General features: G+C 41.9%; 21 protein-coding genes and 1 other RNA gene. 8 read left to right on the top strand and 14 right to left on the bottom strand.

Features of this window, described 5'->3' with window-relative positions; all coding sequences use genetic code 11:
* Nucleotides 1-75: 75 nt before the first annotated feature.
* From fba to DFP82_RS04920, 3 genes are all read right to left on the bottom strand, one after another.
* Nucleotides 76-1,113 (bottom strand): class II fructose-bisphosphate aldolase, encoded by a 1,038-nt coding sequence (fba, locus tag DFP82_RS04930; protein ID WP_110922627.1) that lies wholly within the window; start codon nt 1,111-1,113, stop codon nt 76-78.
* Nucleotides 1,114-1,579: 466 nt separating this feature from the next.
* Entirely contained in the window at nt 1,580-1,945 is a 366-nt protein-coding gene (locus DFP82_RS04925; RefSeq protein WP_110922626.1) for a hypothetical protein, read from the bottom strand.
* Between the two features lie 256 nt (nt 1,946-2,201).
* Nucleotides 2,202-3,404: a phosphoglycerate kinase gene (locus DFP82_RS04920; protein ID WP_110922625.1), complete on the bottom strand. Its 1,203-nt coding sequence runs from the start codon at nt 3,402-3,404 to the stop codon at nt 2,202-2,204.
* 377 nt (nt 3,405-3,781) lie between these two features.
* On the opposite strand from DFP82_RS04920, the gene DFP82_RS04915 reads away from it, so the two are divergent.
* A complete protein-coding gene (locus DFP82_RS04915; protein WP_110922624.1) occupies nt 3,782-4,111 on the top strand; it encodes a TraR/DksA family transcriptional regulator in 330 nt (109 codons plus the stop codon).
* A 28-nt stretch (nt 4,112-4,139) separates the two neighbouring features.
* Here DFP82_RS04915 and DFP82_RS04910 read toward each other — a convergent pair whose 3' ends face one another.
* Both DFP82_RS04910 and DFP82_RS04905 read right to left on the bottom strand, forming a co-directional pair.
* The gene (locus DFP82_RS04910) at nt 4,140-4,808 is read right to left on the bottom strand and encodes a thiamine phosphate synthase (RefSeq protein WP_110922623.1); all 669 of its coding nucleotides are present in this window, start codon (nt 4,806-4,808) and stop codon (nt 4,140-4,142) included.
* 81 nt (nt 4,809-4,889) lie between these two features.
* On the bottom strand, nt 4,890-5,951 hold the full coding sequence (locus DFP82_RS04905) for a serine hydrolase (RefSeq protein WP_110922622.1): 1,062 nt from the start codon (nt 5,949-5,951) through the stop codon (nt 4,890-4,892).
* A gap of 414 nt (nt 5,952-6,365) precedes the next feature.
* Between DFP82_RS04905 and DFP82_RS04900 the strand changes: the two genes are divergently transcribed.
* The 3 genes from DFP82_RS04900 (at nt 6,366) to DFP82_RS04890 (ending at nt 10,692) form a co-directional block, all read left to right on the top strand.
* Nucleotides 6,366-7,001 (top strand): response regulator, encoded by a 636-nt coding sequence (locus tag DFP82_RS04900; RefSeq protein WP_110922621.1) that lies wholly within the window; start codon nt 6,366-6,368, stop codon nt 6,999-7,001.
* 36 nt (nt 7,002-7,037) lie between these two features.
* On the top strand, nt 7,038-8,795 hold the full coding sequence (locus DFP82_RS04895) for a sensor histidine kinase (RefSeq protein ID WP_110922620.1): 1,758 nt from the start codon (nt 7,038-7,040) through the stop codon (nt 8,793-8,795).
* A 232-nt stretch (nt 8,796-9,027) separates the two neighbouring features.
* Nucleotides 9,028-10,692, top strand: a complete 1,665-nt coding sequence (locus DFP82_RS04890; RefSeq protein WP_110922619.1) for a sigma-54-dependent transcriptional regulator — start codon at nt 9,028-9,030, stop codon at nt 10,690-10,692.
* A 172-nt stretch (nt 10,693-10,864) separates the two neighbouring features.
* Here the strand turns inward: DFP82_RS04890 and DFP82_RS04885 are convergent, their stop codons facing one another.
* Both DFP82_RS04885 and gpmI read right to left on the bottom strand, forming a co-directional pair.
* Nucleotides 10,865-12,346, bottom strand: coding sequence for a S41 family peptidase (locus tag DFP82_RS04885; RefSeq protein ID WP_110922618.1), 1,482 nt, complete (start codon nt 12,344-12,346; stop codon nt 10,865-10,867).
* 247 nt (nt 12,347-12,593) lie between these two features.
* Complete coding sequence (gene gpmI / locus DFP82_RS04880) at nt 12,594-14,252, bottom strand: 2,3-bisphosphoglycerate-independent phosphoglycerate mutase (protein WP_110922617.1); 1,659 nt, start codon at nt 14,250-14,252, stop codon at nt 12,594-12,596.
* A gap of 245 nt (nt 14,253-14,497) precedes the next feature.
* On the opposite strand from gpmI, the gene ssrS reads away from it, so the two are divergent.
* Nucleotides 14,498-14,693, top strand: a non-coding RNA gene (gene ssrS, locus DFP82_RS04875) — 6S RNA.
* A gap of 136 nt (nt 14,694-14,829) precedes the next feature.
* Here ssrS and DFP82_RS04870 read toward each other — a convergent pair.
* Nucleotides 14,830-15,453, bottom strand: coding sequence for an FxsA family protein (locus DFP82_RS04870; protein ID WP_110922616.1), 624 nt, complete (start codon nt 15,451-15,453; stop codon nt 14,830-14,832).
* A 258-nt stretch (nt 15,454-15,711) separates the two neighbouring features.
* Between DFP82_RS04870 and ruvC the strand changes: the two genes are divergently transcribed.
* A complete protein-coding gene (gene ruvC, locus DFP82_RS04865) occupies nt 15,712-16,296 on the top strand; it encodes a crossover junction endodeoxyribonuclease RuvC (RefSeq protein WP_045446965.1) in 585 nt (194 codons plus the stop codon).
* Between the two features lie 89 nt (nt 16,297-16,385).
* On the opposite strand, the gene DFP82_RS04860 is transcribed toward ruvC, so the two are convergent.
* From DFP82_RS04860 to DFP82_RS04840, 5 genes are all read right to left on the bottom strand, one after another.
* The gene (locus DFP82_RS04860; RefSeq protein WP_181416244.1) at nt 16,386-17,369 is read right to left on the bottom strand and encodes an META domain-containing protein; all 984 of its coding nucleotides are present in this window, start codon (nt 17,367-17,369) and stop codon (nt 16,386-16,388) included.
* Nucleotides 17,370-17,809: 440 nt separating this feature from the next.
* On the bottom strand, nt 17,810-18,472 hold the full coding sequence (locus tag DFP82_RS04855; protein WP_110922615.1) for a glutathione S-transferase family protein: 663 nt from the start codon (nt 18,470-18,472) through the stop codon (nt 17,810-17,812).
* Nucleotides 18,473-18,715: 243 nt separating this feature from the next.
* Complete coding sequence (locus DFP82_RS04850) at nt 18,716-19,354, bottom strand: peroxiredoxin (protein WP_110922614.1); 639 nt, start codon at nt 19,352-19,354, stop codon at nt 18,716-18,718.
* Between the two features lie 217 nt (nt 19,355-19,571).
* Nucleotides 19,572-20,291, bottom strand: a complete 720-nt coding sequence (locus DFP82_RS04845) for a phospholipase D family protein (RefSeq protein ID WP_245905642.1) — start codon at nt 20,289-20,291, stop codon at nt 19,572-19,574.
* Nucleotides 20,292-20,758: 467 nt separating this feature from the next.
* Nucleotides 20,759-22,498 (bottom strand): glutamine--tRNA ligase/YqeY domain fusion protein, encoded by a 1,740-nt coding sequence (locus tag DFP82_RS04840; protein ID WP_110922613.1) that lies wholly within the window; start codon nt 22,496-22,498, stop codon nt 20,759-20,761.
* Between the two features lie 274 nt (nt 22,499-22,772).
* On the opposite strand from DFP82_RS04840, the gene DFP82_RS04835 reads away from it, so the two are divergent.
* Both DFP82_RS04835 and DFP82_RS04830 read left to right on the top strand, forming a co-directional pair.
* On the top strand, nt 22,773-23,288 hold the full coding sequence (locus tag DFP82_RS04835) for a peptidylprolyl isomerase (protein ID WP_110922612.1): 516 nt from the start codon (nt 22,773-22,775) through the stop codon (nt 23,286-23,288).
* Nucleotides 23,289-23,389: 101 nt separating this feature from the next.
* On the top strand, nt 23,390-24,244 hold the full coding sequence (locus DFP82_RS04830) for a UDP-2,3-diacylglucosamine diphosphatase (protein ID WP_110922611.1): 855 nt from the start codon (nt 23,390-23,392) through the stop codon (nt 24,242-24,244).
* Between the two features lie 106 nt (nt 24,245-24,350).
* On the opposite strand, the gene orn is transcribed toward DFP82_RS04830, so the two are convergent.
* Nucleotides 24,351-24,938: an oligoribonuclease gene (gene orn / locus DFP82_RS04825; protein WP_110922610.1), complete on the bottom strand. Its 588-nt coding sequence runs from the start codon at nt 24,936-24,938 to the stop codon at nt 24,351-24,353.
* Between the last annotated feature and the right edge of the window lie 153 nt (nt 24,939-25,091).

Genomic DNA, 25,091 nt, shown 5'->3' with positions numbered 1-25,091 from the left:
CCATTGTATAAAGAATATCAGCATAAAGAACATCAGCTGCCATGTTATTGTTCGCGACTTTTCACCAGACAAATTTTACTGGTAAAAGTTCACCATACCTTCAAGGCTAGTTGGACGAATTTTATGCGCTTGACCTGCAGAACCGAAAGCTTCAAAACGATTGGTGCAGATGTCTGACATTGCGACCATAGATGCTTTGAAGTATTTACGCGGATCAAATTCATTAGGGTTTTCTGCAAGAAATTTACGAATAGCACCTGTTGAGGCCAAACGTAAATCTGTATCGATATTGACCTTACGGACACCATGCTTAATCGCTTCAACGATTTGCTCAACAGGTACGCCATAAGTTTCACCAATATTACCACCATTTTCATTGATGACTTTTAGCCACTCTTGCGGTACTGATGATGAACCATGCATCACCAAATGAGTGTTAGGAATACGGGCATGAATCTCTTTTACACGTTCAATAGACAGGATGTCACCTGTAGGTGGACGCGTGAATTTATACGCACCGTGGCTCGTACCGATAGCAATAGCTAGCGCATCGACGTTGGTGTCTTTAACGAACTGCTCAGCTTCGTCAGCACTGGTCAATAGTTGCTCATGATCCAATACGCCTTCTGCACCAGAGCCGTCTTCTTCGCCTGCCATACCAGTCTCAAGACTACCTAAGCAACCTATTTCGCCTTCTACAGACACACCGCAAGCATGTGCCATCTTAACGACTTCACGAGTAACGCTAGCATTATAATCATAATCCATCGGCGTCTTACCATCTTCGCCCAGTGAGCCGTCCATCATCACTGATGAAAAACCAAGCTGGATTGAACGTTGGCAAATCGCTGGTGACATGCCATGATCTTGATGCATAACGACTGGAATATGTGGCCACTCTTCGATAGCAGCAATAATCAAATGACGCAAAAATGCTGACCCTGCATAACTACGTGCGCCAGCGCTGGCTTGGACGATAACAGGTGAATCACAGGCATCTGCAGCCATCATAATTGCACGCATCTGCTCTAGGTTATTGACGTTGAAGGCAGGAACACCATAGCTGTGTTCAGCGGCATGATCTAGAAGTTGACGTAAAGATATTAAGGCCATAAAACGCTCTCTGATTGAGTTTTGAATAGTATTTTAAAAATAGCTCTTGAAATTATGGCTTTAAAAGCCATTAGCAAAAAGCATTGCTTGATAACAGTAACAGCACTGCCAATCAGCATAATAGTGAATCATTTCAGGACAATGAATACGCGATGATTATAACAAAAATTGCTCTGTCTTCGTAGTCGTTGCCTGACTATTTGTTTATATGTTTAGTCTATGCTTTATTTTAGCAAATTCTGCAAGGAGTCAGCTCATGTATTGGTTTCTATAAAAAATTTAAGTTAATCATAAAAATGCAAAAAGCCTTGGTAATCACCAAGGCTTCTCTAATATATCATGAGGGCTTATAATACAAAAATCTATGTTCGTTACTAACCTATTAATTTATTCCATCAATAGCGCGTCAATAAGTCAGTAATGAAGTAGCTTATTACTTGGTTTGTTACTTAGCTTGTTACTTAACTTAGTACTGTTGCTCAGCGTCAACAGCGATGTCGTCTGCACCTTCAGCAACAGCAGTAGCGCCTTCAGATACCGCAGAAGCAGTACCTTCAACGACAGTACTAGTACCTTCAGCGATAGCATCACCAGTGTTTTGCAATGCATCTGTAGCAGCAGCACCAGCAGTTTCTGCGCCTTCGGTAACTTCAGTACCAGCGTCTTGAGCAGCCGCTTCAGCGTCAGCAGCAGTCGCTTCAGTTTCAGCAGAAATGTCGTCAGCAGCAGACTCAGTAGTCGCTTCAGCGTTTTCTTCTGTCTGTTGGCTACATGCAGTAACTGCAAAAGTACCAGCAAGTACGCTAGCAAGTAACAAATGACGTTTTAACATAATAAACCTCTCGTAAATAAGACATGTCAAAATACATGGTGGCACTATTTTATAGAGTGCAAATGAGACATGCAATAATAATTTTAAGTATATAGATAAATAATAATGACTTAATAATCAACGGCTATTGCTTATAACTGGTCTGAAGACAGACTAAAAAAGCGATAGCCATTACATTATGTCGATAGCCTACATGAGATACTTAGCTCTAGTTGTACGTCTAATGTTACCAAACGGCTAGGTAACATCGACTTAATTAAGCGTCAATTTGCAAAGCAGCAACCGCTGGAAGCACCTTACCTTCTACAAATTCCAAAAACGCACCGCCGCCCGTTGACATATAACTGACACCATCAGCAATTTGATATTTATCGATGGCTGCTAATGTATCGCCACCACCAGCAATTGAAAAACCTTGGCTGGCTTTAACAGCATTTGCCACTATATGCGTACCTTGGCCGAAAGCGTCTACTTCAAACACACCCACTGGGCCGTTCCACAAGATCGTTTTTGCATTGATAATCGCATCGGCAAGCTGCTTTGCGCTCTCTGGTGCAATGTCCAATATCATGTCATCGTCACCAATCGCATCAACAGACTTAATCGTTGCGGCTGCCTTTTGCAGTGAGCCAGTAAAGTCAGCGAAGTCGATATCATTTTTATCAGCGACTACGACGTACTCAGGTAATAAAATCTCAGTTTTACTCATGATGTCACGAGCCGTCTCTACTAAATCTGCTTCATACAATGATGCACCAACACTATGACCTTGAGCGGCTAAGAAAGTATTGGCAATACCACCACCAACAATAATCTGTGTGCATACTTCTGCCAAACTGTGCAAAACTTCTAATTTCGTCGATACCTTCGATCCGCCGACAATAGCTAACATCGGCTGAGCTGGCGTTTCAAGTGCTAGACTCAGTGCATCAAGTTCAGCAGCTAATAGAGGGCCTGCGCAAACTGTTTTGCCCGCTTGACGCATAGCTTGAGTAACGCCTTCTGTTGATGCTTGCGCACGATGTGCCGTACCAAAAGCATCCATCACAAATACATCGCATAAATCTGCGTATTTTTTTGCTAAAGCGGCATCGTTTTTCTTTTCGCCTTCATTGAAACGCACGTTTTCTAGTAGTACGACTTCACCAGCTTTGATAGAAGCACCTTGCGTCAAATAATCACGATTCAAACTCACTGGTGCTGCTAGTTTTTCGCTCAAATAGTCAGCAACAGGCGCTAATGAATATATTGCTTCAGGGTTGCCTTCAGTCGGACGTCCTAGATGTGAGCAAACGATAACTGCAGCGCCTTTTTCTAGTGCCATCTTTATAGTAGGTAGGCTTGCTTGCAGACGAGCAGCACTCGTAACTTTACCATTTTTGATAGGTACGTTTAGATCTTCTCGAACTAACACGACTTTATCCGTCAAGCTCAGCTCACTCATACGCAAAAAATTCATTACCTGCTCCTATGCATCAATCTATTGGTTAATTTACGGTTACTATTGCTATGACATGTGTTATGACATGATTTTTATAAAAGAAGGTGATCAACTGTTGTCTATATTGATCTTCATATTCTTGAGTTGAGCTTTACCTTTGTGATAATTTTTTATATTTGTTATTCGATTATCAACATATCTGTTTAGGCAAAAATTAACGGCGGTGCATTCTACCAGTTTTCTGTCAAAAGCTCATACGGAACTTGCCAAAAACTTAACGCTTATTCTTTGAGCCTTGTTAAAGAGCCAGTAACATTTTGTGGTGGTACTTAACCGTCAGCATCTCTACGATAGAAGTGTGGATAATAAAAACAACCCATCCTTAGGAGAATACAATGAGCATCAACTTAGAGACTGCCAAGCAAAACCTGTTAACACTAAAAAACGACTATGAGACTCGAATCGATAAAATTGAAGACCATATTCAAAACCCACAAGACGATCTCAATGAGCATTGGGACGACCAAGCCATCTCATATCGTCAAAATGACATGCGCAAAAACCTCATGGGTGAAGCTCGTCAAAGTTTAATTTATGTCGATAATGCTTTAAGCCGTATCGAAAACGGTACGTACGGCGAGTGTGAGGTATGCGGCAAGCAGATCGAAGTGCAACGCTTAGAAGCCCTACCCTACGCCACACTATGTATGGAACATGCTGAATAACGTTTGGCTTCTATTTTCAATAAATAGATTATAAAGCAGGCTTTTCCCACTTAGAAAATGCCTGCTTCCACTGTTGGCAACGTTCAGCGATTTGTGCGACTGGTAAATCCATAATATCGCCTACTACCGCGACATATTTGATAGGTAACCCTGCTAGAGTCGAGATATTTTCAGCCGTTAGACCACCTATCACACACATGTCTATGCCTTGCTGACAACCCAAAACAAGCTGCTCATGGGATACGATATCGGCATTTGGTTTAGTTGTAGAAGTAAAGACTGCACCCATTGCAGCGTAACTTGCGCCATCACTTTTTGCTTCTTTAACTAATGCTGAGTCACGATGACAAGTACGTCCGATAATTTGATTGGGTGCTAAAGACTGCTTAGCATCACTAACATTGCCATCTTTTTGACCCAGATGCACACCGACACCCAGCTTCGCTGCTAAGCCAATATCATCATTTATGACAACTGGAACCTTGTACACACTGGCCAAATCAACGATCTGTAGAGCCTCATCATATAGTTGCGAGTCACCATCGGGTAATGCGAGTATCTTCTTGCGCCTGATTTGTAGTAGCGCAATTAAGCCAGTTGCTAATGCTGCTTCTAACTTTTGATAGAGAAGTGAAAACTCATCGTCGTTGGTCAACAAGTATAACTGCGGCATTAAAAAATTTGATGACTGAATCATATAATGTGTCCTTAATATTCACACAATAAAAAAGCTGTTATGTGATATAACAGCTTTTTTATAAGTACCAAACCAATAAGCTTACACCGTGCGGCGTGTCGCTAGACTGTTCAGAATATTTTTGGCATCACCCCAACGCGTGGCTGAGCTGTTCGCCCCTAAGATCACGATAATCGCTGGGCGGTTATTGACACGAGTTTCCATTACTACGCAACGACCCGCTTCATTGATAAATCCTGTTTTTGAGATACCGATTGGATAACTGCCATCACGGACCAAACTACTGGTGTTATTGGCTTTATATGTACGGTTACCACTTGAGTAGTTTGAGACAAAAAAGTCATAGCTCTTAGTAGTAGAGAAACGGCGAATGACATCGTAATTACCAGCAGCACGTACCATTTTTACAAGATCTTTTGGTGAAGCGACGTTGCGCTTATCAAGCCCTGTTGGGTCACCGAAGAAAGCGGTCGTCATGCCTAAGTCTTGAGCCTTACGGTTCATCGCTCGCATAAAGGCACTATAACCACCTGGATAGTTACGCGCTAGACTTTTTGCAGCCGGATTTTCTGATTTCATCAATGCCATTAATAAAATTTCAGCACGATTCATGCGATCGCCAGACTTTAGCTTCGAGCTTGCACGCTTAGGACCGACGAAATCTTCTGGATCAAGGGTAATCTCTTCACGCATGTCGAGACCAGCATCAAGTACAACCATAGCCGTCATTACTTTAGTAATACTGGCCATCGGACGTGCAACATCAGCATCTTTTTCGTAAATAGACTCGCCAGTCTCGGCATCAATGACAGCGACACTACGAGAGTCAGTGCTGATAGGAATCATATCACTACTACCGAATGCACCGCGGTAAGTGGTATTGTAACTATTACTGCTACTACCAAAACTATTAGAAGTCGTTGAACCAGAACCATTATCAATTTTTTTGATAGTAGAGCTGTTAGACTTGTACATGATATTACGTGCTTCAGATAGACTGTCCGCACCGCCCCAACTCATGCGGGCACTAGAACCGTTGTCAGCGCTACCATTAATCGTAAGTGCGGCTTGTGCAGCACTGCCCAAACTCAATGAAATCATAGCAGCGATTAATTGCTGTTTGGTTAATGGTAGTTGCTTCATTATGCCCCCTGCTGTCGTTATCACGCCAGTTATACACTGCCTGACGCCACAAACGTACGTAGCCTTTATGGATGTGTTTATGAGTACTCATATAGAGTTTTTGTATTTTTAGTGTATCATGGATTGCATTTAAGTTTAATCTATCAAACTGATTTAGTAGTTTATTTTGACCTAATTCAAATTTCGCTACAACCACTTGATACTATAGAAACAATGCTTCACATTTCAGAAACATATGTTCATCGTGCACAAAGCAACCATTTATATTTCGTTATATTGCGCAGCGATAACGACACAATATGTTAGCAGTATATGATGTTTTCAGAACTAAAAAATGGTTCAGATGACTTGAAACTACTTGTCATTTAACATCAGTCAACACCTTCATTCTGACAAATAATAAAGAGTATCGTTATGATTAAAGTATTGGTAGTAGATGATCATGATTTGGTGAGAATGGGTATTAGCCGTATGTTATCAGACAGTATCGACATTGAAGTCATCGGTGAAGCTGATAGTGGCGATATGGCTATTAAACTGGCTAAACATCTGCGCCCTGACGTGATATTACTTGATGTCAACATGCCTAATATCGGTGGCCTCGAAGCAACTAAACGCTTAATTCAGCTTGATATAGGCGTTAAAATACTAGCCGTCAGTAGTATGTCCGCACAGCCCTATCCTTCAATGCTTATCAAAGCAGGTGTCAACGGTTACATCACTAAAGGTACACCACTTGATGAGATGATAAGAGCAGTCAAAAAAATCTATCAAGGCGGACGTTATTTCAGTCAAGATGTTGCTGAACAATTGGCCGATGTTCTATTATCAGATAATGCCAACTCACCGTTTGAATTGTTAAGTGACCGTGAAAAGCAAGTGGCTATGATGGTGGTTAACTGTCAAAGTCCTCAACAGATAGCCGATCAGTTATTCGTCAGTGTTAAAACCATCAATACGTATCGCTATCGCATTTACGAAAAAGTCGGTGTGGATAGTGATGTTAAATTGACTCATTTGGCCATTCGTCACGGTCTTATCCAACCATAAATCGTTTAACCACCCTTTCTTTGCCATGGTCAATTTATGAAGCCTGCTATTACGCATTATTTGCATCAAGATGAAACCCTTCCGCTGATACAGTTACGCAGATTAGGGCTGATCTATAGCAGTTACCGCTTCATCGTTGGCCTATTTTCTATGTTGATGGTGTATATCACCGCTCAGACTGGCAATATCGCCTCTCTACCAAGCTTTTTGCAACAAACCGTCCTCAGCTTTTATATTTTACTGAGTTTAATCCTGCTAGGACTGTTTTATGTCGTGCACAAAAAGATGCGGCGTCAGCTAGCCTTTGGCTTGGTCTTAGACGTTACTATCTTAAGCTTATTGCTTTACACAGCTGGCGCACCTGATTTGCAGTTAACCATGCTGTATATGGTAGTAGTCGCAGCGAGTTTTATGCTATTACACAGCTCACAAGCACTAATCATTACGCTACTTGCTATTATCTTTGTCATTTATCAGCAATTTTTTTATGCGATTGCTAATAGTATGAATTTGGCCAATTTAGGTAATGCTTTACTCATGTCCGCCAGTTTTTTGGCAGTTGGCGGATTAAGTTGGTCGATCTCCTATCGCTTAGTACAGTTAGAAAAAGTAGCAGCGAGTCATGCTAAAGAAGTAGAACGACTGAACGTTATCAATCAAGAAGTCATCACGCAAATGGCTAATGGTGTCATTGTCATCGATAATCAGCATGTCGTATTAGCTAACCTTGCCGCTCATCAATTACTTAGCCTTCCCTATAATGCATCAATAACATTACCAAGCGTATCTAACGAAGCAGATAGTAGTACACGACATGAGAGCTACACCGAACTATTAACCGACTTTGAGCAACAGCTGAGCAAACAACATACGCAGCTCTTGCATGCCTGTTTGTCAGTCTCAGCGGGTCAATCTTGCACCTTTACGTACGACCTGCCTTCAGTAGCAAATGCCTCTATATTTGGTAAGCTACGCGTACATATCATTCCACTAACGGATGGTAGCAAGCTAATAATGCTAGAAGATTTACGCCGTGAGCAAGCCAGTGCTCAACAGTTAAAGCTGGCATCTCTAGGACAATTGACCGCCAGTATCGCTCACGAAATAAGAAATCCTTTAGCGGCTATTTCTCAGGCCAGTCAGCTATTAATGGAAGATGTGATAGAGATCGAGGAAAGAAATACCACAAATGGAAGCACAGCGGTTAGTAACTCAAATGATGACCTGTCTGGTAATTATGAGCTTTATAAGATGATATTTGCGCAAACCAAGCGCGTCAATCGTATTATAGAAGATGTATTAAAACTGTCGCGCCAGCAAGCAGCCAGTCAACAATCGATCGTATTGGCTGAGTGGATGCCAACCTTTTTAGAAAATTATTTTCAAGGACATGATATTTTTTTACGAGTAAAAACGCAACCTACCATATCATTTGATACTCATCAGTTAGAGCAAGTTTTGATCAATTTAATCAATAATGGCCTACGTTATAGTAGCTATGCTAACCCTCATGCTTATGTAGAAATCGAGATTTATTGTGCCGACAACGATGTTATAATTGATGTTTTAGACGATGGTGCTGGCGTGAGCACCGAAAGTTTAAAGCATTTATTTAATCCGTTCTTTACTACAGATCAAGCAGGTACAGGCTTAGGACTGTACCTATCACAAGCATTTTGTGAGGCCAACCAGACTCGTTTACTTTATATACCTGAGCATAAGAAAACATGCTTTCGCTTGATAGCGCCTTCTGCTGATGCTGGTACATACGGATCAATGAACAAAAAAACGTGAATAAAAGCGTTTTGTAAATAGCAGTCTTATCCTGTGGCAAAATTTTTACCATTGAGTTATGTTTATTTTAAGGTTTACTATTTATTTTTTTAATTCTATATAGTCAGTTGTAAGATAATTTAGATACAAAAAGGGCGAGAGAAAGTACTACAAACAGTAGACTGAACGCTCCTGACATCGTACCTGAATTATATAGGACAGACTATAGCTATTGAACACAATGAGATAATGTATGACAACAACCGCGCTAGTCGTCGATGATGAAGTAGATTTGTGCCGATTAATGCAAATTACTTTGACCAAAATGGGCATCAAAAGTGATGTCGCATATACGTTGTCACAAGCAAGATCATTCTGGAAAGACAATGACTATGACTTTTGCTTGACCGACTTAAACCTCCCTGATGGGTCAGGGTTAGAGTTAGTGAAGGAAATAAGTGACAGCTCTAGCACTCCAATAGCGGTTATTACCGCCCACGGCAGTATGGACCTAGCGATTGAGGCACTCAAACTTGGTGCTTTTGATTTCGTTAATAAACCACTAGAGCTACCGCGCTTACGCCAACTGGTCGAAAATGCCTTGAAGGTTATACACCAAGACAATGTAGCAAGTGCTACACCTGAATCCTCACCTGAGCAAAAGATGTTAGACAGCAGGCTTATCGGTAATTCTGCCGTGATGCATCCTCTGAAAAAAACTATTTTAAAACTGGCACGCTCACAAGCGCCTGTTTTTTTATCAGGCGCATCGGGTACAGGTAAAGAAGTGGTTGCCAGACTGATTCATGATCTGAGCCCGCGACGAGATGGTAGCTTTGTGCCAGTCAACTGCGGTGCTATACCTTCAGAGCTCATGGAGTCAGAGTTTTTTGGTCACAAAAAAGGCAGCTTTACTGGTGCTGTCGCTGACAAACAAGGACTGTTCCAACAAGCAAATGGTGGCACGTTATTTTTAGACGAGGTAGCAGACTTGCCGCTCGCAATGCAGGTAAAACTACTACGTGCTATTCAAGAAAAAACAGTAAGAGCCATCGGTGATACCAAGGAAGTGCCAGTAGATATTCGTATATTGTCTGCGACCCATAAAGACTTAAGTCAATTGGTACAAGGTGGTGCTTTTCGACAAGATTTGTACTACCGTATCAATGTGATTGAACTAAAACTCCCTACTCTAAATGCACGTCGTGACGACATACCTGTTTTAGCTGAGCATTTTTTAGCAATGATTACTAATGAATGGCAGTTAGAGACGCCACCATCCTTGACCAATGAGGCTTGCGAGCGCTTGCAACATCATAACTTTGCTGGCAACGTCCGTGAGCTACGCAATATCCTTGAGCGAGCCGTGACTCTAGCAGAGAGCTCACAAATCGACGTCAATCACTTAGGCCTTACAGATATTGATATCAGTCATGCGCAAATACCAGAAACTGAGCTAAAGAATAGAGCAGTCGTTTCAACGCTAGAAGCAAGTGAAAAAACAATACAACAAGCAAATGAAGCAATAGCACCGCAGATCCAGCAAGTACCAACCAATCTGCACCCTTATCGCACTAGCACTCAGCACTTCCCTGCTATGAGACAGCGTTCATCAGTCAATCAAGCAGAAATACTGAACCCTACAACATCTTATAACGATGAAGAGTCCATCAACCCTGACTCTACTCAACAGGAAGGCAATGAAAAGGTTAATCTAAGCGAGTTATCTGAAGGCCAATTACCCGCTCAAGGGTTAGAAACTTACTTGCAAGAGCAAGAAAAGCAACTGATTATTACTGCGCTCAAAAAAACCGGATGGAACAAAACTCAGGCTGCCGAACTATTAGGTACGACTTTTCGCTCTTTACGCTACCGCATGAAAAAGTTAGAGATATCTGAGGATGAGTCTGAATCATAAACCTTTATATAGTTGATTCAGTTCAAAAGAGATTCAAGGCAACCGAGCGCAAATGTATATGTGATACTTCAAGCGAGGTTAACGCTGTCACTCTTTTATAAAGGATTGACTATAGTGATGATGACACTATAGCCTACCTATAATAAATAGCGCTTAGCCAGCTACCTTCGGCCTATGGCGCTTTGTTATTTTCAGTAGGCTTTCGAACAAAACGAATACCTGAACCTAACTTTTGTGCTTGTAGTATCTCGAGTGCCTGCTGCTCCCATGTGCCCTCATTGCCTGATAATGTGACATCAGGCTTTACACCGATACCATCTATCTTTTTGCCTGATGCTGTCATATAGTTAGCAACTGTCAATTTAACGGCTTGCTCATCATTGAGCGGGATGACTGACTGCACTGACCCCTTACCATAACTGATCTCACCAGCAATAGTGGCTCGCTGTTGTGCTTGTAAACTACTGGCCAATACCTCTGCTGCTGATGCCGAATATCTGTTTTGTAAAACAACGACTGGCAGTGATTCGAATAAGGCGGCACCTTGAGTCGATAGAGTCCGTGTGTCACTTTGACGAGCTTTTACTTGTACCACATCAGTATCAGTCATGAATAAACTGGCAACGCTCACCGCTGACGTTAATACACCACCTGGATTGTCGCGCATGTCTAACAAAATACCAGATACGGGTGCTTCTAAATCAATCAAGCTTTCCAATAATTTTTCACGGCTATTATTTTGAAACGCAGGCAACTTAATAACGGCAATACCATTGATGAGCTTTGCTTCAACGACTTGAGGGTGACTATTATTACGCTGTAAGGTAGTGGTATGTTTGCGGCGACCAGCTCTCGAGGTTACGATATCTACTTGCGTACCCGCAATCCCTGTCAGGAGTTGCTTGATATCGTTACTTTCTTTATTAGCATCCAGTTTAAGATCGCCAATTTGATGCAAATAATCACCAACAGCGATATCTTTTTTATCAGCAGGTGAGTCATCATCGACGTCTGTAACTACCCAGTAGCCAGCCACAGGTTGATAAGTAACTTTGATACCGACATCGCCCACATCACCTTCTGTAAAAGCACGTAGGTTTTCGTAAGCCTCAGCATCTAAAAACTCAGCATGACTGTCAAGCTTGGTCAGCATACCACTCATCGCATTACTAAATAGCTCTTCATCATTCACCGTATCCACATATTCGCGGCGCACTAAATCCACTACTGCGACGAACGTCTTAAGCGTCTCTGGAGAAATGGCATTCAGTGATACTTGTGCAACGTCAGAAGGAATACTGGTATCGATATCATCCGTATCGTCAGTTAAAGCACTTTCATCTGGCACACTATCTATTGAGTCATCCGCATCGTCTGCAGCTTCAAGCATATCAGCAATATCTGCTAAATTATTAGTGTCATTTTTGGCCGCTATCTCGTCATCATTTAAACTGATAAGTTGTAGGTTGGCTGTAGGATTACCTGCATCCTTGTTAGGTAGTATTTCTGCCTGTGCATAGACACCAAAAGTACTCAATCCCAGTAAACCTATCATTAATACAGGCTTAAAAAAAGTTGGTGTGGCAGATATCTTCAGCGTTGGTTTACCCAATCGCTTAGAGACAGACGATCGCACAGAATAGATAGGATGCATAAGAGAACTCGTTTAAATAATAGAATGTACAACGTTATTATTATAGATATATTTATCAAACATGCCTCATAACATAACATCAAGCGTATGTTTAAGACTAGAATAGTATTGCAAATAACTTAGGCAAAATGTATCAAAAAAAGGAAAGATAATAGATATCTTTCCTTTTTTAGTGTCCAAAGACTTTAGTGTCTAACAACGATAATCTGCTATCAGAATACGAAGGCTAAAATCTTTTAATTATCAATTACGATACTGGTAATAATAAGCTTTCACCCGTCATCTCAATTGGTGCTTCGATATTCATCAGTGCCAAAATAGTCGGTGCGATATCGCTCAGCTTACCACCATGACGCACTTTTAACTTTTTGTCACCAACATAAATAAAAGGTACCAGTTCAGTAGTATGTTGAGTATGTACTTGACCGCTGTCATAGTCCTGCATCTGCTCACAGTTACCATGATCGGCCGTGATTAACATATCACCTCCAGCTGCTCGCACTGCAGTCGCAACACGACCCACACATACGTCCAACGCCTCTACCGCTTGTACAGCAGCATTAAAGATACCTGTGTGTCCAACCATATCCCCATTGGCATAGTTCACGATCAGCACGTCATATTTACCAGATTCAATCGCTTCTACCAACTTATCTGTCACTTCAGGCGCACTCATTTCAGGCTGCAAATCATAAGTGGCAACATTTGGAGAAGGCACTAAAATACGTGTCTCACCGTTGTACTCATCCTCACGGCCACCACTAAAGAAAAATGTCACGTGAGCGTATTTTTCGGTTTCTGCGATACGCAGCTGTGTCTTACCTTGGTCTTGCAGATATTCACCAAGTGTATTGGTCAATGACGTTGGATAATACGCGATGCTAGTCTTTGAGTTATCCGCTAAAATATCTGAATACTTGGTCAGCATCACAAAAGCCGCCAGTCTAGGTTGCTTATTACGTGCAAACCCAGAAAACTCATGATCCGGCAGTACAAATGCTTGTGCAAGTTCACGGGCACGGTCAGAACGGAAGTTCATAAAAATTAAAGCATCATTGTCATCAACCGTGTATGGCACTTCATCACGTCCAATCACAGTCGTAGGACTGATAAACTCATCTGTCTCACGTGCTTTATAAGCGGCTTGTACAGCACCGTCAGCTCGGGTCGACAAGCGATCAGCCTTACCTTCCGTAATAAGCTCATAGGCCTTTTGTACGCGATCCCAACGATTGTCACGATCCATCGCATAATAACGACCGATAATACTCGCAATCTGTACTCGACCACCTTCATAATGCTCATTGAGCTTACCGATATGCGTACGCAAACGATTGATGTATTTATCAGCAGACTTTGGCGGTGTATCACGGCCGTCTAAAAAGCAATGCACAAAGACGTTTTTGGCACCATGGACAAGTGCTGAATGGCACATCGCTTCGATATGGTCTTGATGCGAATGCACGCCACCGTCCGACAACAGCCCCATAATATGTACGTTGCCACCAAGCTCATTTGCCGCTTTTACGGCATTTACTAATGCTTCGTTTTTATAAAACTCACGATTACTCACTTCACTTGAGATACGAGTTGAGTCTTGATAAAGAACACGGCCAGCACCCAAGTTCATATGCCCAACTTCTGAGTTGCCAAATTGACCGTCTGGCAAACCAACGTCTTCTCCTGAAGCAGATATCAATCCGTGTGAATACTGCTGATAAATCTTATCAAGATTTGGCATATCGGCAGCAGCAATTGCGTTGTCCTTATCGTCTTCACGATGCCCAAAACCATCTAATATCATTAAGACATGCGGTGTTTTTTTATTGTTATCACTGTCTTTTTTATTATTGAGTTGAGCCTGACTATCGTTGATAAATTCTGATTGTTGGTGATTATGGGTCATGAATTACCGCTCCTCAAGTGAATGAACGCCTATGATGCTGTATTAGGATGTTTAAAGCCCTCTATATTAACACACATCTTAAAATAGCTGAAAAATCGCTATTTTTAACTAGTAATTAAGCATCTAATATGCTCTTGTATCATTGGAAAAAGGGTTAAAACTCGACATGAATCTTGTAATCATCAACCCTACGTATCAATCTGTAAATCATACTTGCAATCACTCAAACCATTAGTTAATATGAATATATTCTGAAGTGTTGGCTAGTAGATGTTTATTCCCTGAGCCGATAATGCTTTACCAGGATGTGGTACCTATCATCTCATTGTGTATGCCTGCACCGCTTGCGGTGTATCAGGAAACCTGCAGAGATGATGACGCATCCGCCCTGAACTTCACGGTTCATGGGTCACCATCTTACAGCGGCACTTCGGTTGTTTTATTCGGTTATTGACCGTTTTATTCATAACAAATAAGTTTACGATAATACGGTTACAACCAACAAAAAGCCCCTTTTGTCATCGACGAAAGGGGCTTTTTTATGACTTTTCTGTATTCCTAGTCTATAGACGATACACTATTCATCATTAGCTGACTTTGTGATTTTTTTCACATCTTTAGGAATATTTTTTGCTGTACCATCAACAGTCGTATGCTGTTTGAACACATCGCCGAACGGGTTTTGTTGTTGCTGACCAAATGGGGTTTGACCGTTCGTGCCGCCTGCTCCACCGAATGGGTTCTGACCACCCATACCGCCAAACGGATTTTGACCGCCGCCCATTTGACCACCCATCTGCTTCGCCATCATTTCCATCATTTTTTGCTGATTGTTCATGACATAGTTATTGGCAAAGTCTTTAAGTTTTTTCTGTACTGGTGGCAATACGACCAATAATGCGAGCAAATCACTGAGCACCCCAGGTATAAGCAGTAAAACACCCGCTGCTGCCATCGCGACACTTTTAATCATGGTCGACTCTTGCGGACGCATCGACGGATTCGTCATCCCACCAGCTTTCATCTGCTGTGCCATTGGATTCAGTGCTGCCATTCCTTTACGCAACAGTGAGATACCGATGACGGCGGCAATGATAAACCACATAAACACCCACCAACCACTCATAAACTGAGCAAGCAAATACCAAAGCAGCATCTCGATAATAAACCAAACGATGGCAATACCAACTATCTGACCCATAAAGTGTCGTCCTATAAAATAAAAACCAATAAATTGAGCGCCATGCAAATTAAGATGGCTAACATATGATGTATATGGGGATTGATTGCTATACTATCAAACTTACGGCTAATTTTTAAGCCATATAGTCGGTACAATATAATTTGGATAAAAGGACGGTAAGTAAAAGTGCTACGAGAGTAGGCTGAACGAGTCTGACACCCTATCCGATTTATATAGGATTGAGTATAAAATAAAATGTAAGCAAGACGGGATATTATGGCCATTATTATCGGGATTGATCCAGGCTCACGCATGACGGGTTATGGAATTGTTCAACAAACCGGCGACAAACTGACTTATATCGATGCAGGTACTATTCGTACGGATACCAAAGAGATGCCTGAACGACTTAAGCGTATTTTTAATGGTCTGACACGAATCACCCAGCATCATTTGAAATATGCAGACGAGCCTATCTATACGGCTATTGAACAGGTGTTTATGGCTGAAAATCCAGACTCTGCGCTTAAGCTTGGTCAGGCGCGAGGTGCAGCGATTGCTGCTATGGTAGCACTGGACCTAGAAGTATCAGAATATACGGCCCGCCAAATCAAGCAAGCCGTCTGCGGCTATGGTGCCGCAGCAAAAGAGCAGGTGCAAGAGATGGTCTGCCGTATATTGTCTCTAGATGTGGTACCACAACAGGATGCTGCTGATGGACTCGCCTGCGCCATCTGTCACGCACACTCAAGCCATTCAATGAACAAACTGATATTGAATAGTGCTATGCGTGGACGCGGGGCTTCTAAAAAGAAAGGCCGTTGGCGCTTAACGGAAGAAGATTTAGGTAATTTACGTTAAATATAAACAACCATAAAAAAACACGCTTCACATGGACGCGTGTTTTTTGAATCATTGACCCAATATATTCATAACGATAATGAACGAATCTATTCTACTACTGAACTTTCAATGACTGCATCCAATACATAAGCATATTCTTCATCTGATGTGTTGGAAGTATCATCCTCTGCCGTATCGCTGCCGTCTAATCGATAGCGCTGTAGACGTAACACCTCTTCATGCTGGCCATCATGCTGATAACCATCGATTTCACCAATAAATACGCGCCATTTACCTTCATTGATTTTAATACCCTGACTGTTATAAGTAACGGGCTTCACTCGTAAACACATCTGTGAGTTATTATCAGCACACGGTACCATGTCTGCACTTACTGCCCAAAATACAGCCTCGCCCTTACTATTATATCTGGCTTGTGGGGTCAGCTTTCCTTGCCAAACTAAAGTAGCTGCATCACTGGTAGTCTGCGTCAATATTGGTGTATCACTTTTGAGACTGTCAACGCTAGCATTGTTAGCCATTGCCAATACCAGTTCACTATCACCTTGCATTAGCGTACTTAAGTTGTCTTCAGCCTTGTTAAGATCACCGCAAGACATTTTAGTACTCATGCTATCTTCAACGGTCAAAGCGGCACCTTGCAACTGATAAGTCGCACTTATGGTGTTACAACCAACACTATAGTTTAAGGTATTCTGACCCTGATACTGGTTGAGTGACAGTCGCACTTGGTCTGTGATTTGCATCAACATATCTAATGGCTGATCATGACTGTCCGTTGCAGATATCAGTGTCCAACGATAACGTGAAAGATTGCTAATCATTGCATCTTCAATGCTCATCTTACCGGATATCGCCTCGCTGGCCATCGCATCGGTATTAATAACATCTTGATTAGCAGTATTGCTATCAGCAGCTGTATTATTTACTTCACTAGCAGCCACATCCGTATCGTCTGGCCCTTGATTTTCGTCAGCAGACCCGTGGCAAGCACTTAATGCCAAACCGGTAGCTAGCATACTTAATACCAACATCAAACGAACAGGCTGTTTTCTAACAAACGATGTCATAACAATCATACCTTTTGGCCATTTACATGCATCGCGATTATCCTTTTTGCAGAACTAAGCTTTAAACCATCAACTCTTTGAGGCTAAATTACGAATTTTAGGGTCAGATGGCGAACCGTATCTAACACAAAAAGCGTAATGATTTCACCACTATAGCGCTGATGACTATAGCGGTTGTAACAAAGTGTTTAATTTTATGTAGTCATAGTAATACCATTCACAAAAATTAGAGTAGCAAGGAAAACAAGTGCAAGTACTACGCATTGTAGACTAAACGAGTTTGACGCAGCTAATCGTATTTCTTGGGTTTGGTATAACTACTATTTTACGGGTTATTCTTACTTGTCATACACCCATAAAAATAGTCTTAGGCAATTGACATTACTATCAACTACCTAAGACCGCTGATTATAAATGATTCTTAATTCTTAGTGTTTGTTTCAGTCTTCTTTATGAGTAGGCTTGGCTTTTGCCATGTTTTTGATACTAAAACGCTCATTCATCATGTGATAAAAACGGGCAAGATTTTTACCTTGCTCATTGGGATCAACTTTGAGCACTTTACCAAAGTCTAAACCTATATATAGAACAATATCAGCAAAACTCAATTGCTCACCGACCAAATACTCACGGCCTTCTAGTATGCTTTCAAAGTACGCGAGTGTTTTGACCCCTCGTGCGATAGATGGCGCAACAAACTCTGGCACTTGCTCAACACGTTGGGCTTTAGCGGGATTACTGTGTTGGAATGCCAACATGAAGTTATATAGCACTTCAAACTCTGCAATGCGGCGCATAGAACAAACTTGTGCGCGTTGTATGACGTCATTACCCATCACTGAGCGCTCGCCATAGACACGGTCGAGGTATTCACAAACGGCCTGTGAATCATTGAGTACGGTACCATCAGACAAGGTTAAAACTGGCACAGTACGCATCGGATTCATTGCAGTGAACTCATCTGAATTCTGCTCATTAGCAGCAAAATCTATGTCAATGACATCAATATCGTCCATGTCATCAACATCGATACCTTTTGATGCTAATAAGATAAGTGCTTTGCGTGGATTCGGTGCAGTACGGGTGACGTATAGTTTTTTCATGGCAAACTCCTTAAAATATGGATTGAAAAGCAAATGGGTACTATTGGTTTTTATAGTAGATAACGCTCATTAAAAATATATCATTCAAAGACGATATTACCTAGACATAATCTATGGTTCTTTTGCCATCATATAGTCAGTGAACTGCTAAACCCACCGCTACTGTTATATGAACAGCAAAAAGCCCCATAACGTTACGTTATAGGGCTTAATATCTATTATCACAGGGCAAGTACGCTCAACTTACTTATTTGGTGCAGGTGTGGTACGTAGATACGGCTTAACCTCTGTATAGCCTTTAGGGTATTTAGCAGCAATATCTTCGTTTTTCACACTTGGTGGAATGATCACGTCATCACCATCTTTCCAATCTACTGGCGTCGCAATGTTATATTCGTCAGACAGTTGCAGAGCATCAATAACGCGAAGAATCTCGTCAAAGTTACGACCACAGCTCGCAGGATACGTTAAGGTTAAACGGATTTTTTTGCTTGGATCAATGATGAATACGCTGCGTACGGTATGAGTGCTGTCTGCATTTGGATGCATCATGTCATATAGCTCAGCCACTTCTTTGTTTGGATCGGCAATGATTGGGAAGTTCAGCTCAGTCCCTTGTGTCTCACCGATATCTTTTGCCCAAGCATGGTGATCATCTATACCGTCAACTGAGATACAGATTGGCTTGACACCACGCTTTTGAAATTCACCATTAAGTGCAGCAGCACGGCCAAGCTCGGTCGTACAAACTGGCGTGAAGTCAGCTGGATGTGAGAAGAAAACAACCCAGTTATCACCCGCCCACTCGTGGAAATTGATGTCACCCTCTGTGGTTGTAGCGTCAAAATTTGGTGCGGTATCACCTAAACGTAAATGTGCCATGCTCTATTCCTTAGCTATGTTGATGAACGCTTATATCGACACGTCGGCCTCGCGCTCTATTATTATCATCGACGTGCTCCGTGATCAAATATAACACAGAGCGCCTCAGTAAAAACTGACTTTATCTTAACAAACTGGTTATGAATGTCTTGTGACGGATTGTAATACGGTTATTCTATTTGGCAATAAATAAACCCATACATTTCTAGAGGGTCAACTAGATGACCATCCCTGCATCCCATAAGCAAAACTCACCAAACTTGCCCTTTTTACTAGTGCCACCAGCTGCTCGTCCAGCATCAGTCAATACTAGCTCGCCATCTTGCGCTTCTAAATAACCTACTGCCAACAACTTATCATTTAACTCCTGAGTTTTAAACCCCAGTTCTTTAGCAAGCTTGGCAGTCGTCAACCTAGAGTAATTCGGTGTCGCCGCTTCTGTGATAGGTTTTGCCGTTGTATTAGCATTATTAGCACTTGCCGCAGTGTGATTAGAGGCGGATTTTTTATCAGTGCTAGCATCGTTTCCAGATTCAATTTCAGTCACTTTTTCAAGCGACATTCTCACTTCATCACTGATTCGGATGATGCGTTGGGCTTCTTCATAAGTATCGGCATAAAGCTTACTGTCTTCATTACGATAAATCAGCACGCCCATTTCATTATTATTGACTTGGCTAAACTCATACAGATTCAGACTGGTAATGATGCACTCATTTTCATTCAGATAGCATTTCGCATGCAGATTTTTGCAAAAACTGGTACGAATAAAGGTTAAGTTTTTGAGCCAATTTATTTCTTCAGGGTGCAGATCATTTTTACCATAAACGATTCTAATATCAATTTTGAGACGATTATGGTCTTCTAATAATTCTTTAATACGCTCATTAAGCTTTAGATACGGACTAATAATAATTGGGGTCTGTTGAACATTCAAATGTGGTGCTGGCAGTCACTATTTTTTTAGACAATATGCAGTGAAATTTTTGATGCATAGTTATTCTAGGTGAAACAATTTCGCCATATATTGGCAAAAAATAGTACTGCCCTGAAAGGCTGATGCTAAAATTATCCCAAACGTTGTTACAAGCCTAGCTAAGGTCTCGACATTATCGTCGGCTTGCGCCTAGTTTGGTGCAATTTTAGCCATCAGCAGCCCTAATATTTGAATGTTCAACAGACCCTTATCTCTCAGAGGTATTTTTAATCAATTCTTCTAGATGATAAGTCGTACCACTACTGTTTAAAAACTTTGCCATTTTTATTTCCTCAAATATTACGATACTCAATTTTACAGATGCACAAAAAAGCCCATCCCTAGCGTACTAGAAATGGGCGGGCTTGCAAACCACTATTGTTCAGTATTGTCTCAAAACAAATGCCATTTGCATTGCTTGTTGTGTGTTAAGCAGGTTTATAGCTGTCACGCAAGCTAACGATCTGGTTAAAGACTGGTTTATCAGTGCTATGGTCTTCACTATCAGAGATAAAATAACCTTCGCGCTCAAACTGAAAACGCGTGCCAGCATTAGCATTGGCAAGTGATGGCTCAACCACGGCATTGAGTTCAGTTAATGAGTTAGGATTCAATGCTTGATGGACGTCAGCAACGCTGCTTGGGTCTTCAACACTAAATAGTTGCTCATACATACGCACGGTTGCTGAAACGCCTTGACTGGCCGATACCCAGTGAATGACACCTTTAACCTTACGGCCTTCGGGATTTTGACCCAAGGTAGTCGGATCAATGGTGGCTTTTAGTTCGACCACATTGCCCGCTTCATCCGTAATATGCTCAGTCACTGCCAACACATAGGTATTACGCAGACGAATTTCTGGCTTTTCTGGTGACAAGCGCTTATAGCCTGCTGGCGGTTCAATCTCGTAATCGCCTTGATCGATATATATCGTCTCAGTGAATGGGATTTCACGCTCACCCATATCGACATTGGGATGGTTCGGCTGAGTCAACCATAAGGTTTGTGCGGCATCATCAAAACGCGCGTTGACGCTATCCGCTTTTAGAGATTCCCAACTGCTAACCGCTTCTGCAAAGTTAGTGATGGTCACTTTTAACGGTTTGAGTACTGCCATACCACGGGCAGTCGTCGTCTCTAATGATTGACGAATACTAAACTCCAATAAGCGAAAATCAACCACGCTATCTACTTTCGTCACGCCCACACGTTCACAGAAGTCACGTAAACCCTCTGGCGTATAACCACGGCGACGCATACCAGCGACCGTTGGCATACGTGGATCATCCCAACCACTAACGATGTTTTCATCAACCAATTGCTTAAGTTTGCGTTTACTGGTCAACGTATGGTCCACATTCAAGCGGCTGAACTCGTACTGGTGCGGCGGCGTGGCAAAGCCAACTTTTTCGATGACCCAATCATAGAACGGGCGATGGTCTTCAAACTCTAGCGTACATAGTGAGTGAGTAATCCCTTCGAGCGCATCAGAGAGCGGATGGGCAAAATCATACATAGGATAGATGCACCATTTATCCCCTGTTTGATGATGCGCTTGATGCATGACACGGTAGATGACAGGGTCACGCATGTTCATGTTTGGGCTTGCCATATCAATCTTGGCGCGCAACACGGCTTTGCCTTCAGTATACTTGCCATCTTTCATATCATTGAATAGTGCTAGGTTTTCTTCAACACTGGCATCACGCTGCGGAGACGGCGTGCCTGCCTCATTGAATGAGCCACGGTTTTCTTTCATCTGTTCAGGCGATTGCAAGTCAACATATGCATCACCTTGTTCAATCAACTGTACTGCCCATGCATGCAACTGACCAAAGTAGCCTGACGCATGGTGCGCTTCACCTGACCACTCAAATCCTAGCCATTTCACATCGTTTTCGATGTTGTCGATGAAGTCTTGCTTTTCTGCCGTTGGATTTGTGTCATCAAAACGCAGGTTACACACACCGTCGAACTCTTTGGCCACACCAAAGTTTAAACAGATAGATTTTACATGACCCAAATGTAGGTAGCCGTTTGGCTCAGGCGGAAAACGCGTCACAATCTGTTGCTGTTTTTGCGCTTTGATATCGTCACGAATAATATTACGAATAAAGTCGTTTTTGTGTTCGTCTTTTTGTGCATTATTGCTTGAGTTCTCACTCATCGGGTATTGCTCCTAACGCAAATTGTCAGTTCATGATGCATGCCATCACACATCATGGAAAATTCAAACCAAACTATTAAAAACAGGTTATCAAAAATGATAATAAAAAGTTAAAGTTGCGTTATTCTATCAGCTTTTGCGAACGCATTAACAGCCTGATACATGACACAGACTAAAAAAGCCGTTAGACTACCCATGACTTTTTATTAACCAACTTTTTACCCACCACTTGACAGCATCATTTAAGGCGCTGCAATCGAAAGAGGAATATCACATGGTAGACATGCCACCAGTAGTAGAACTAGACACCAGTATGGGTGCGATCGTTATCGAACTCAATGAAGAAAAAGCACCAAAAACCGTAGAAAACTTTTTGAACTATGTGAAATCTGGTCAATATGACGGTACGATTTTTCATCGCATCATTGATGGTTTCATGATTCAAGGCGGCGGAATGGACGCTGAAATGAACGAAAAACCAACCAATGCTCCCGTTGAAAACGAAGCAGACAACGGTCTAAAAAATGACAAAGGTACGATTGCGATGGCGCGTACGCAAGATCCGCATTCAGCAACCAGCCAGTTCTTCGTAAACGTGAAAGACAATGATTTCCTAAACCACACTGGCAAAAACATGCAAGGTTGGGGCTATACTGTATTTGGTAAAGTCACAAGCGGCATGGATGTTATTGAAAAAATGAAAAGCGTTCCTACTGGTCGTTTCGGCATGCATGCTGATGTGCCAAAAGAGCCAGTCGTTATCAACTCAGCGACCATCATTACTCAGTAATTGTTTCTCATTAGCAGGCTAAGTAGTCATATTTACTCAATAAGCACTTATTAGAATAACTTTTCAAAAAGCATTCTGATAAGTCACGAGGATAAAGATAAATGCAAAATTTTAATCATTTAATCACGACCCGCCCTCATGAGGTGCGGCAAGTTTTGATTAGCGATTTGCATTTATCGCCTGAAGAGCCTGCCTTAGTGCAGGCTTTTTTGGCGCTGCTTGATGATTGCCTTGCCTTACCTGCTCTCAAACGCCTATTTATCTTAGGTGATTGGTTCGAAGTATGGCTAGGTGATGATGTTTATCTATCGTTGTCAGTGGATGAACGCCAGACCCATTGGCTCACCCCGCTTATCGTGAAGTTAAAAGCACTGCGAGTGGATGGCTGTGAGATTTTGGTGATGCATGGCAATCGTGATTTTCTATTAGATCAACCATTCTGTAATTTATTCGGTGGTGAGCTTATTTATGAGCCATACACCCTAAACGTTGGGCAGAAAAACTACCGATTAGAGCATGGCGATGCGCTCTGTACCGATGATAAAAAGTATCAGTTCTTTCGCAAGATAATGCGCAACCGTTTGACTCAATGGTATTTACTCAATAAATCGTTAGAAAAACGCTTGGCAATCGCTGATAAAATGCGACAGAAGAGTCAGAGAAATAACGCCAATAAAGCCACCCATATCATGGATGTCAATGCAGACGCAGTCAGTACGGTGATGGCTGATAGTGATGCCTTACTACATGGTCATACGCATCGTCCAGACATTCATCAAACTGCCAATGATAAAATTCGTTATGTCTTAGGTGATTGGCGACTACTAGACAAAGAGACACGCCAGCCGAAAGTCAGTGCCGTTATTGGTGCAGTGATAGATGATGAACAATCAAATGATAGTTTTAGTAGTAATGATGCTGAGTTTGGATTGTTTGAATTTAAAGCACTCGTTTGATGTAGCTTTTGCATATATATTAAAAACAAAAAGGGTCTGTTGAACTATCAACAGACCCTTTTTACTGTCTCGCAATTGCTCGCTTGTATATAGAGCATTTTTCGCTTTAAGGAATTAACTTAAAGAAATGCTGACGATAGTGTTTTAGCTCACGGATAGAATCACGGATATCATCTAGGGCTAAATGACTGCCGCCTTTTTCAAAGTTTCTTAAGATATCAGGGCGCCAGCGGAAGCAAAGCTCTTTGATAGAGGACACATCGAGGTTACGATAATGAAAGAAGCGCTCAAGCTCTGGCATTTGGCGTGCCATAAAGCGACGATCTTGACAGATTGAGTTGCCGCACATTGGCGACCTGCCACTATCGACCCATTTGTTTAAAAACTTAATGGTCTCAGCTTCGGCTTCTGCCAATGTCACGGTACTACGACGCACACGGTCGACCAATCCTGACTGGCCATGCTGCTTGGTATTCCAATCATCCATCTTATTTAAGACTTGATCAGATACCTTAATGGCAAACACAGGGCCTTCTGCCAATACATTCAAATCTTCGTCAGTGACGACAGTGGCAATCTCGATAATCTCGTCATTGACGGTATCAAGACCTGTCATTTCTAGGTCAATCCATACCAGCCCTTTTTTGCCTTGGTTTCTGATTTTGATTTTATTGGGATGGTCATCGGTACTCATATTTTGTCCTATGGTCAATAAATCTTGGAACAACTTTGGGGCAATGTGAACTAAATAAACCACATATAAATGGTCATGCTCAAATGATATTATATTGCGCTGACGGATTCATAACGTCTCAAAAACTTAAAACATTACAAAACCACCGTCTGG

Origin of the sequence: Psychrobacter fozii (assembly GCF_003217155.1) — a bacterium.
Classification (GTDB): Bacteria; Pseudomonadota; Gammaproteobacteria; order Pseudomonadales; family Moraxellaceae; genus Psychrobacter; species Psychrobacter fozii.
Note: the sequence above shows the minus strand (reverse complement) of the source record. Positions and strands in the feature narration are given on the sequence as shown.

Coding starts and splice junctions, on each gene's coding strand:
- DFP82_RS04885 (WP_110922618.1), bottom strand. CDS start 12,346: ATGCATCCTATCTATTCTGTGCGATCGTCTGTCTCTAAGCGATTGGGT.
- DFP82_RS04925 (WP_110922626.1), bottom strand. CDS start 1,945: ATGTTAAAACGTCATTTGTTACTTGCTAGCGTACTTGCTGGTACTTTT.
- orn (WP_110922610.1), bottom strand. CDS start 24,938: ATGAGTACCGATGACCATCCCAATAAAATCAAAATCAGAAACCAAGGC.
- DFP82_RS04900 (WP_110922621.1), top strand. CDS start 6,366: ATGATTAAAGTATTGGTAGTAGATGATCATGATTTGGTGAGAATGGGT.
- DFP82_RS04890 (WP_110922619.1), top strand. CDS start 9,028: ATGACAACAACCGCGCTAGTCGTCGATGATGAAGTAGATTTGTGCCGA.
- DFP82_RS04905 (WP_110922622.1), bottom strand. CDS start 5,951: ATGAAGCAACTACCATTAACCAAACAGCAATTAATCGCTGCTATGATT.
- DFP82_RS04910 (WP_110922623.1), bottom strand. CDS start 4,808: ATGATTCAGTCATCAAATTTTTTAATGCCGCAGTTATACTTGTTGACC.
- DFP82_RS04850 (WP_110922614.1), bottom strand. CDS start 19,354: ATGGCACATTTACGTTTAGGTGATACCGCACCAAATTTTGACGCTACA.
- DFP82_RS04830 (WP_110922611.1), top strand. CDS start 23,390: ATGCAAAATTTTAATCATTTAATCACGACCCGCCCTCATGAGGTGCGG.
- fba (WP_110922627.1), bottom strand. CDS start 1,113: ATGGCCTTAATATCTTTACGTCAACTTCTAGATCATGCCGCTGAACAC.
- DFP82_RS04915 (WP_110922624.1), top strand. CDS start 3,782: ATGAGCATCAACTTAGAGACTGCCAAGCAAAACCTGTTAACACTAAAA.
- DFP82_RS04860 (WP_181416244.1), bottom strand. CDS start 17,369: ATGACATCGTTTGTTAGAAAACAGCCTGTTCGTTTGATGTTGGTATTA.
- DFP82_RS04870 (WP_110922616.1), bottom strand. CDS start 15,453: ATGGGTCAGATAGTTGGTATTGCCATCGTTTGGTTTATTATCGAGATG.
- gpmI (WP_110922617.1), bottom strand. CDS start 14,252: ATGACCCATAATCACCAACAATCAGAATTTATCAACGATAGTCAGGCT.
- DFP82_RS04840 (WP_110922613.1), bottom strand. CDS start 22,498: ATGAGTGAGAACTCAAGCAATAATGCACAAAAAGACGAACACAAAAAC.
- DFP82_RS04920 (WP_110922625.1), bottom strand. CDS start 3,404: ATGAATTTTTTGCGTATGAGTGAGCTGAGCTTGACGGATAAAGTCGTG.
- ruvC (WP_045446965.1), top strand. CDS start 15,712: ATGGCCATTATTATCGGGATTGATCCAGGCTCACGCATGACGGGTTAT.
- DFP82_RS04855 (WP_110922615.1), bottom strand. CDS start 18,472: ATGAAAAAACTATACGTCACCCGTACTGCACCGAATCCACGCAAAGCA.
- DFP82_RS04835 (WP_110922612.1), top strand. CDS start 22,773: ATGGTAGACATGCCACCAGTAGTAGAACTAGACACCAGTATGGGTGCG.
- DFP82_RS04895 (WP_110922620.1), top strand. CDS start 7,038: ATGAAGCCTGCTATTACGCATTATTTGCATCAAGATGAAACCCTTCCG.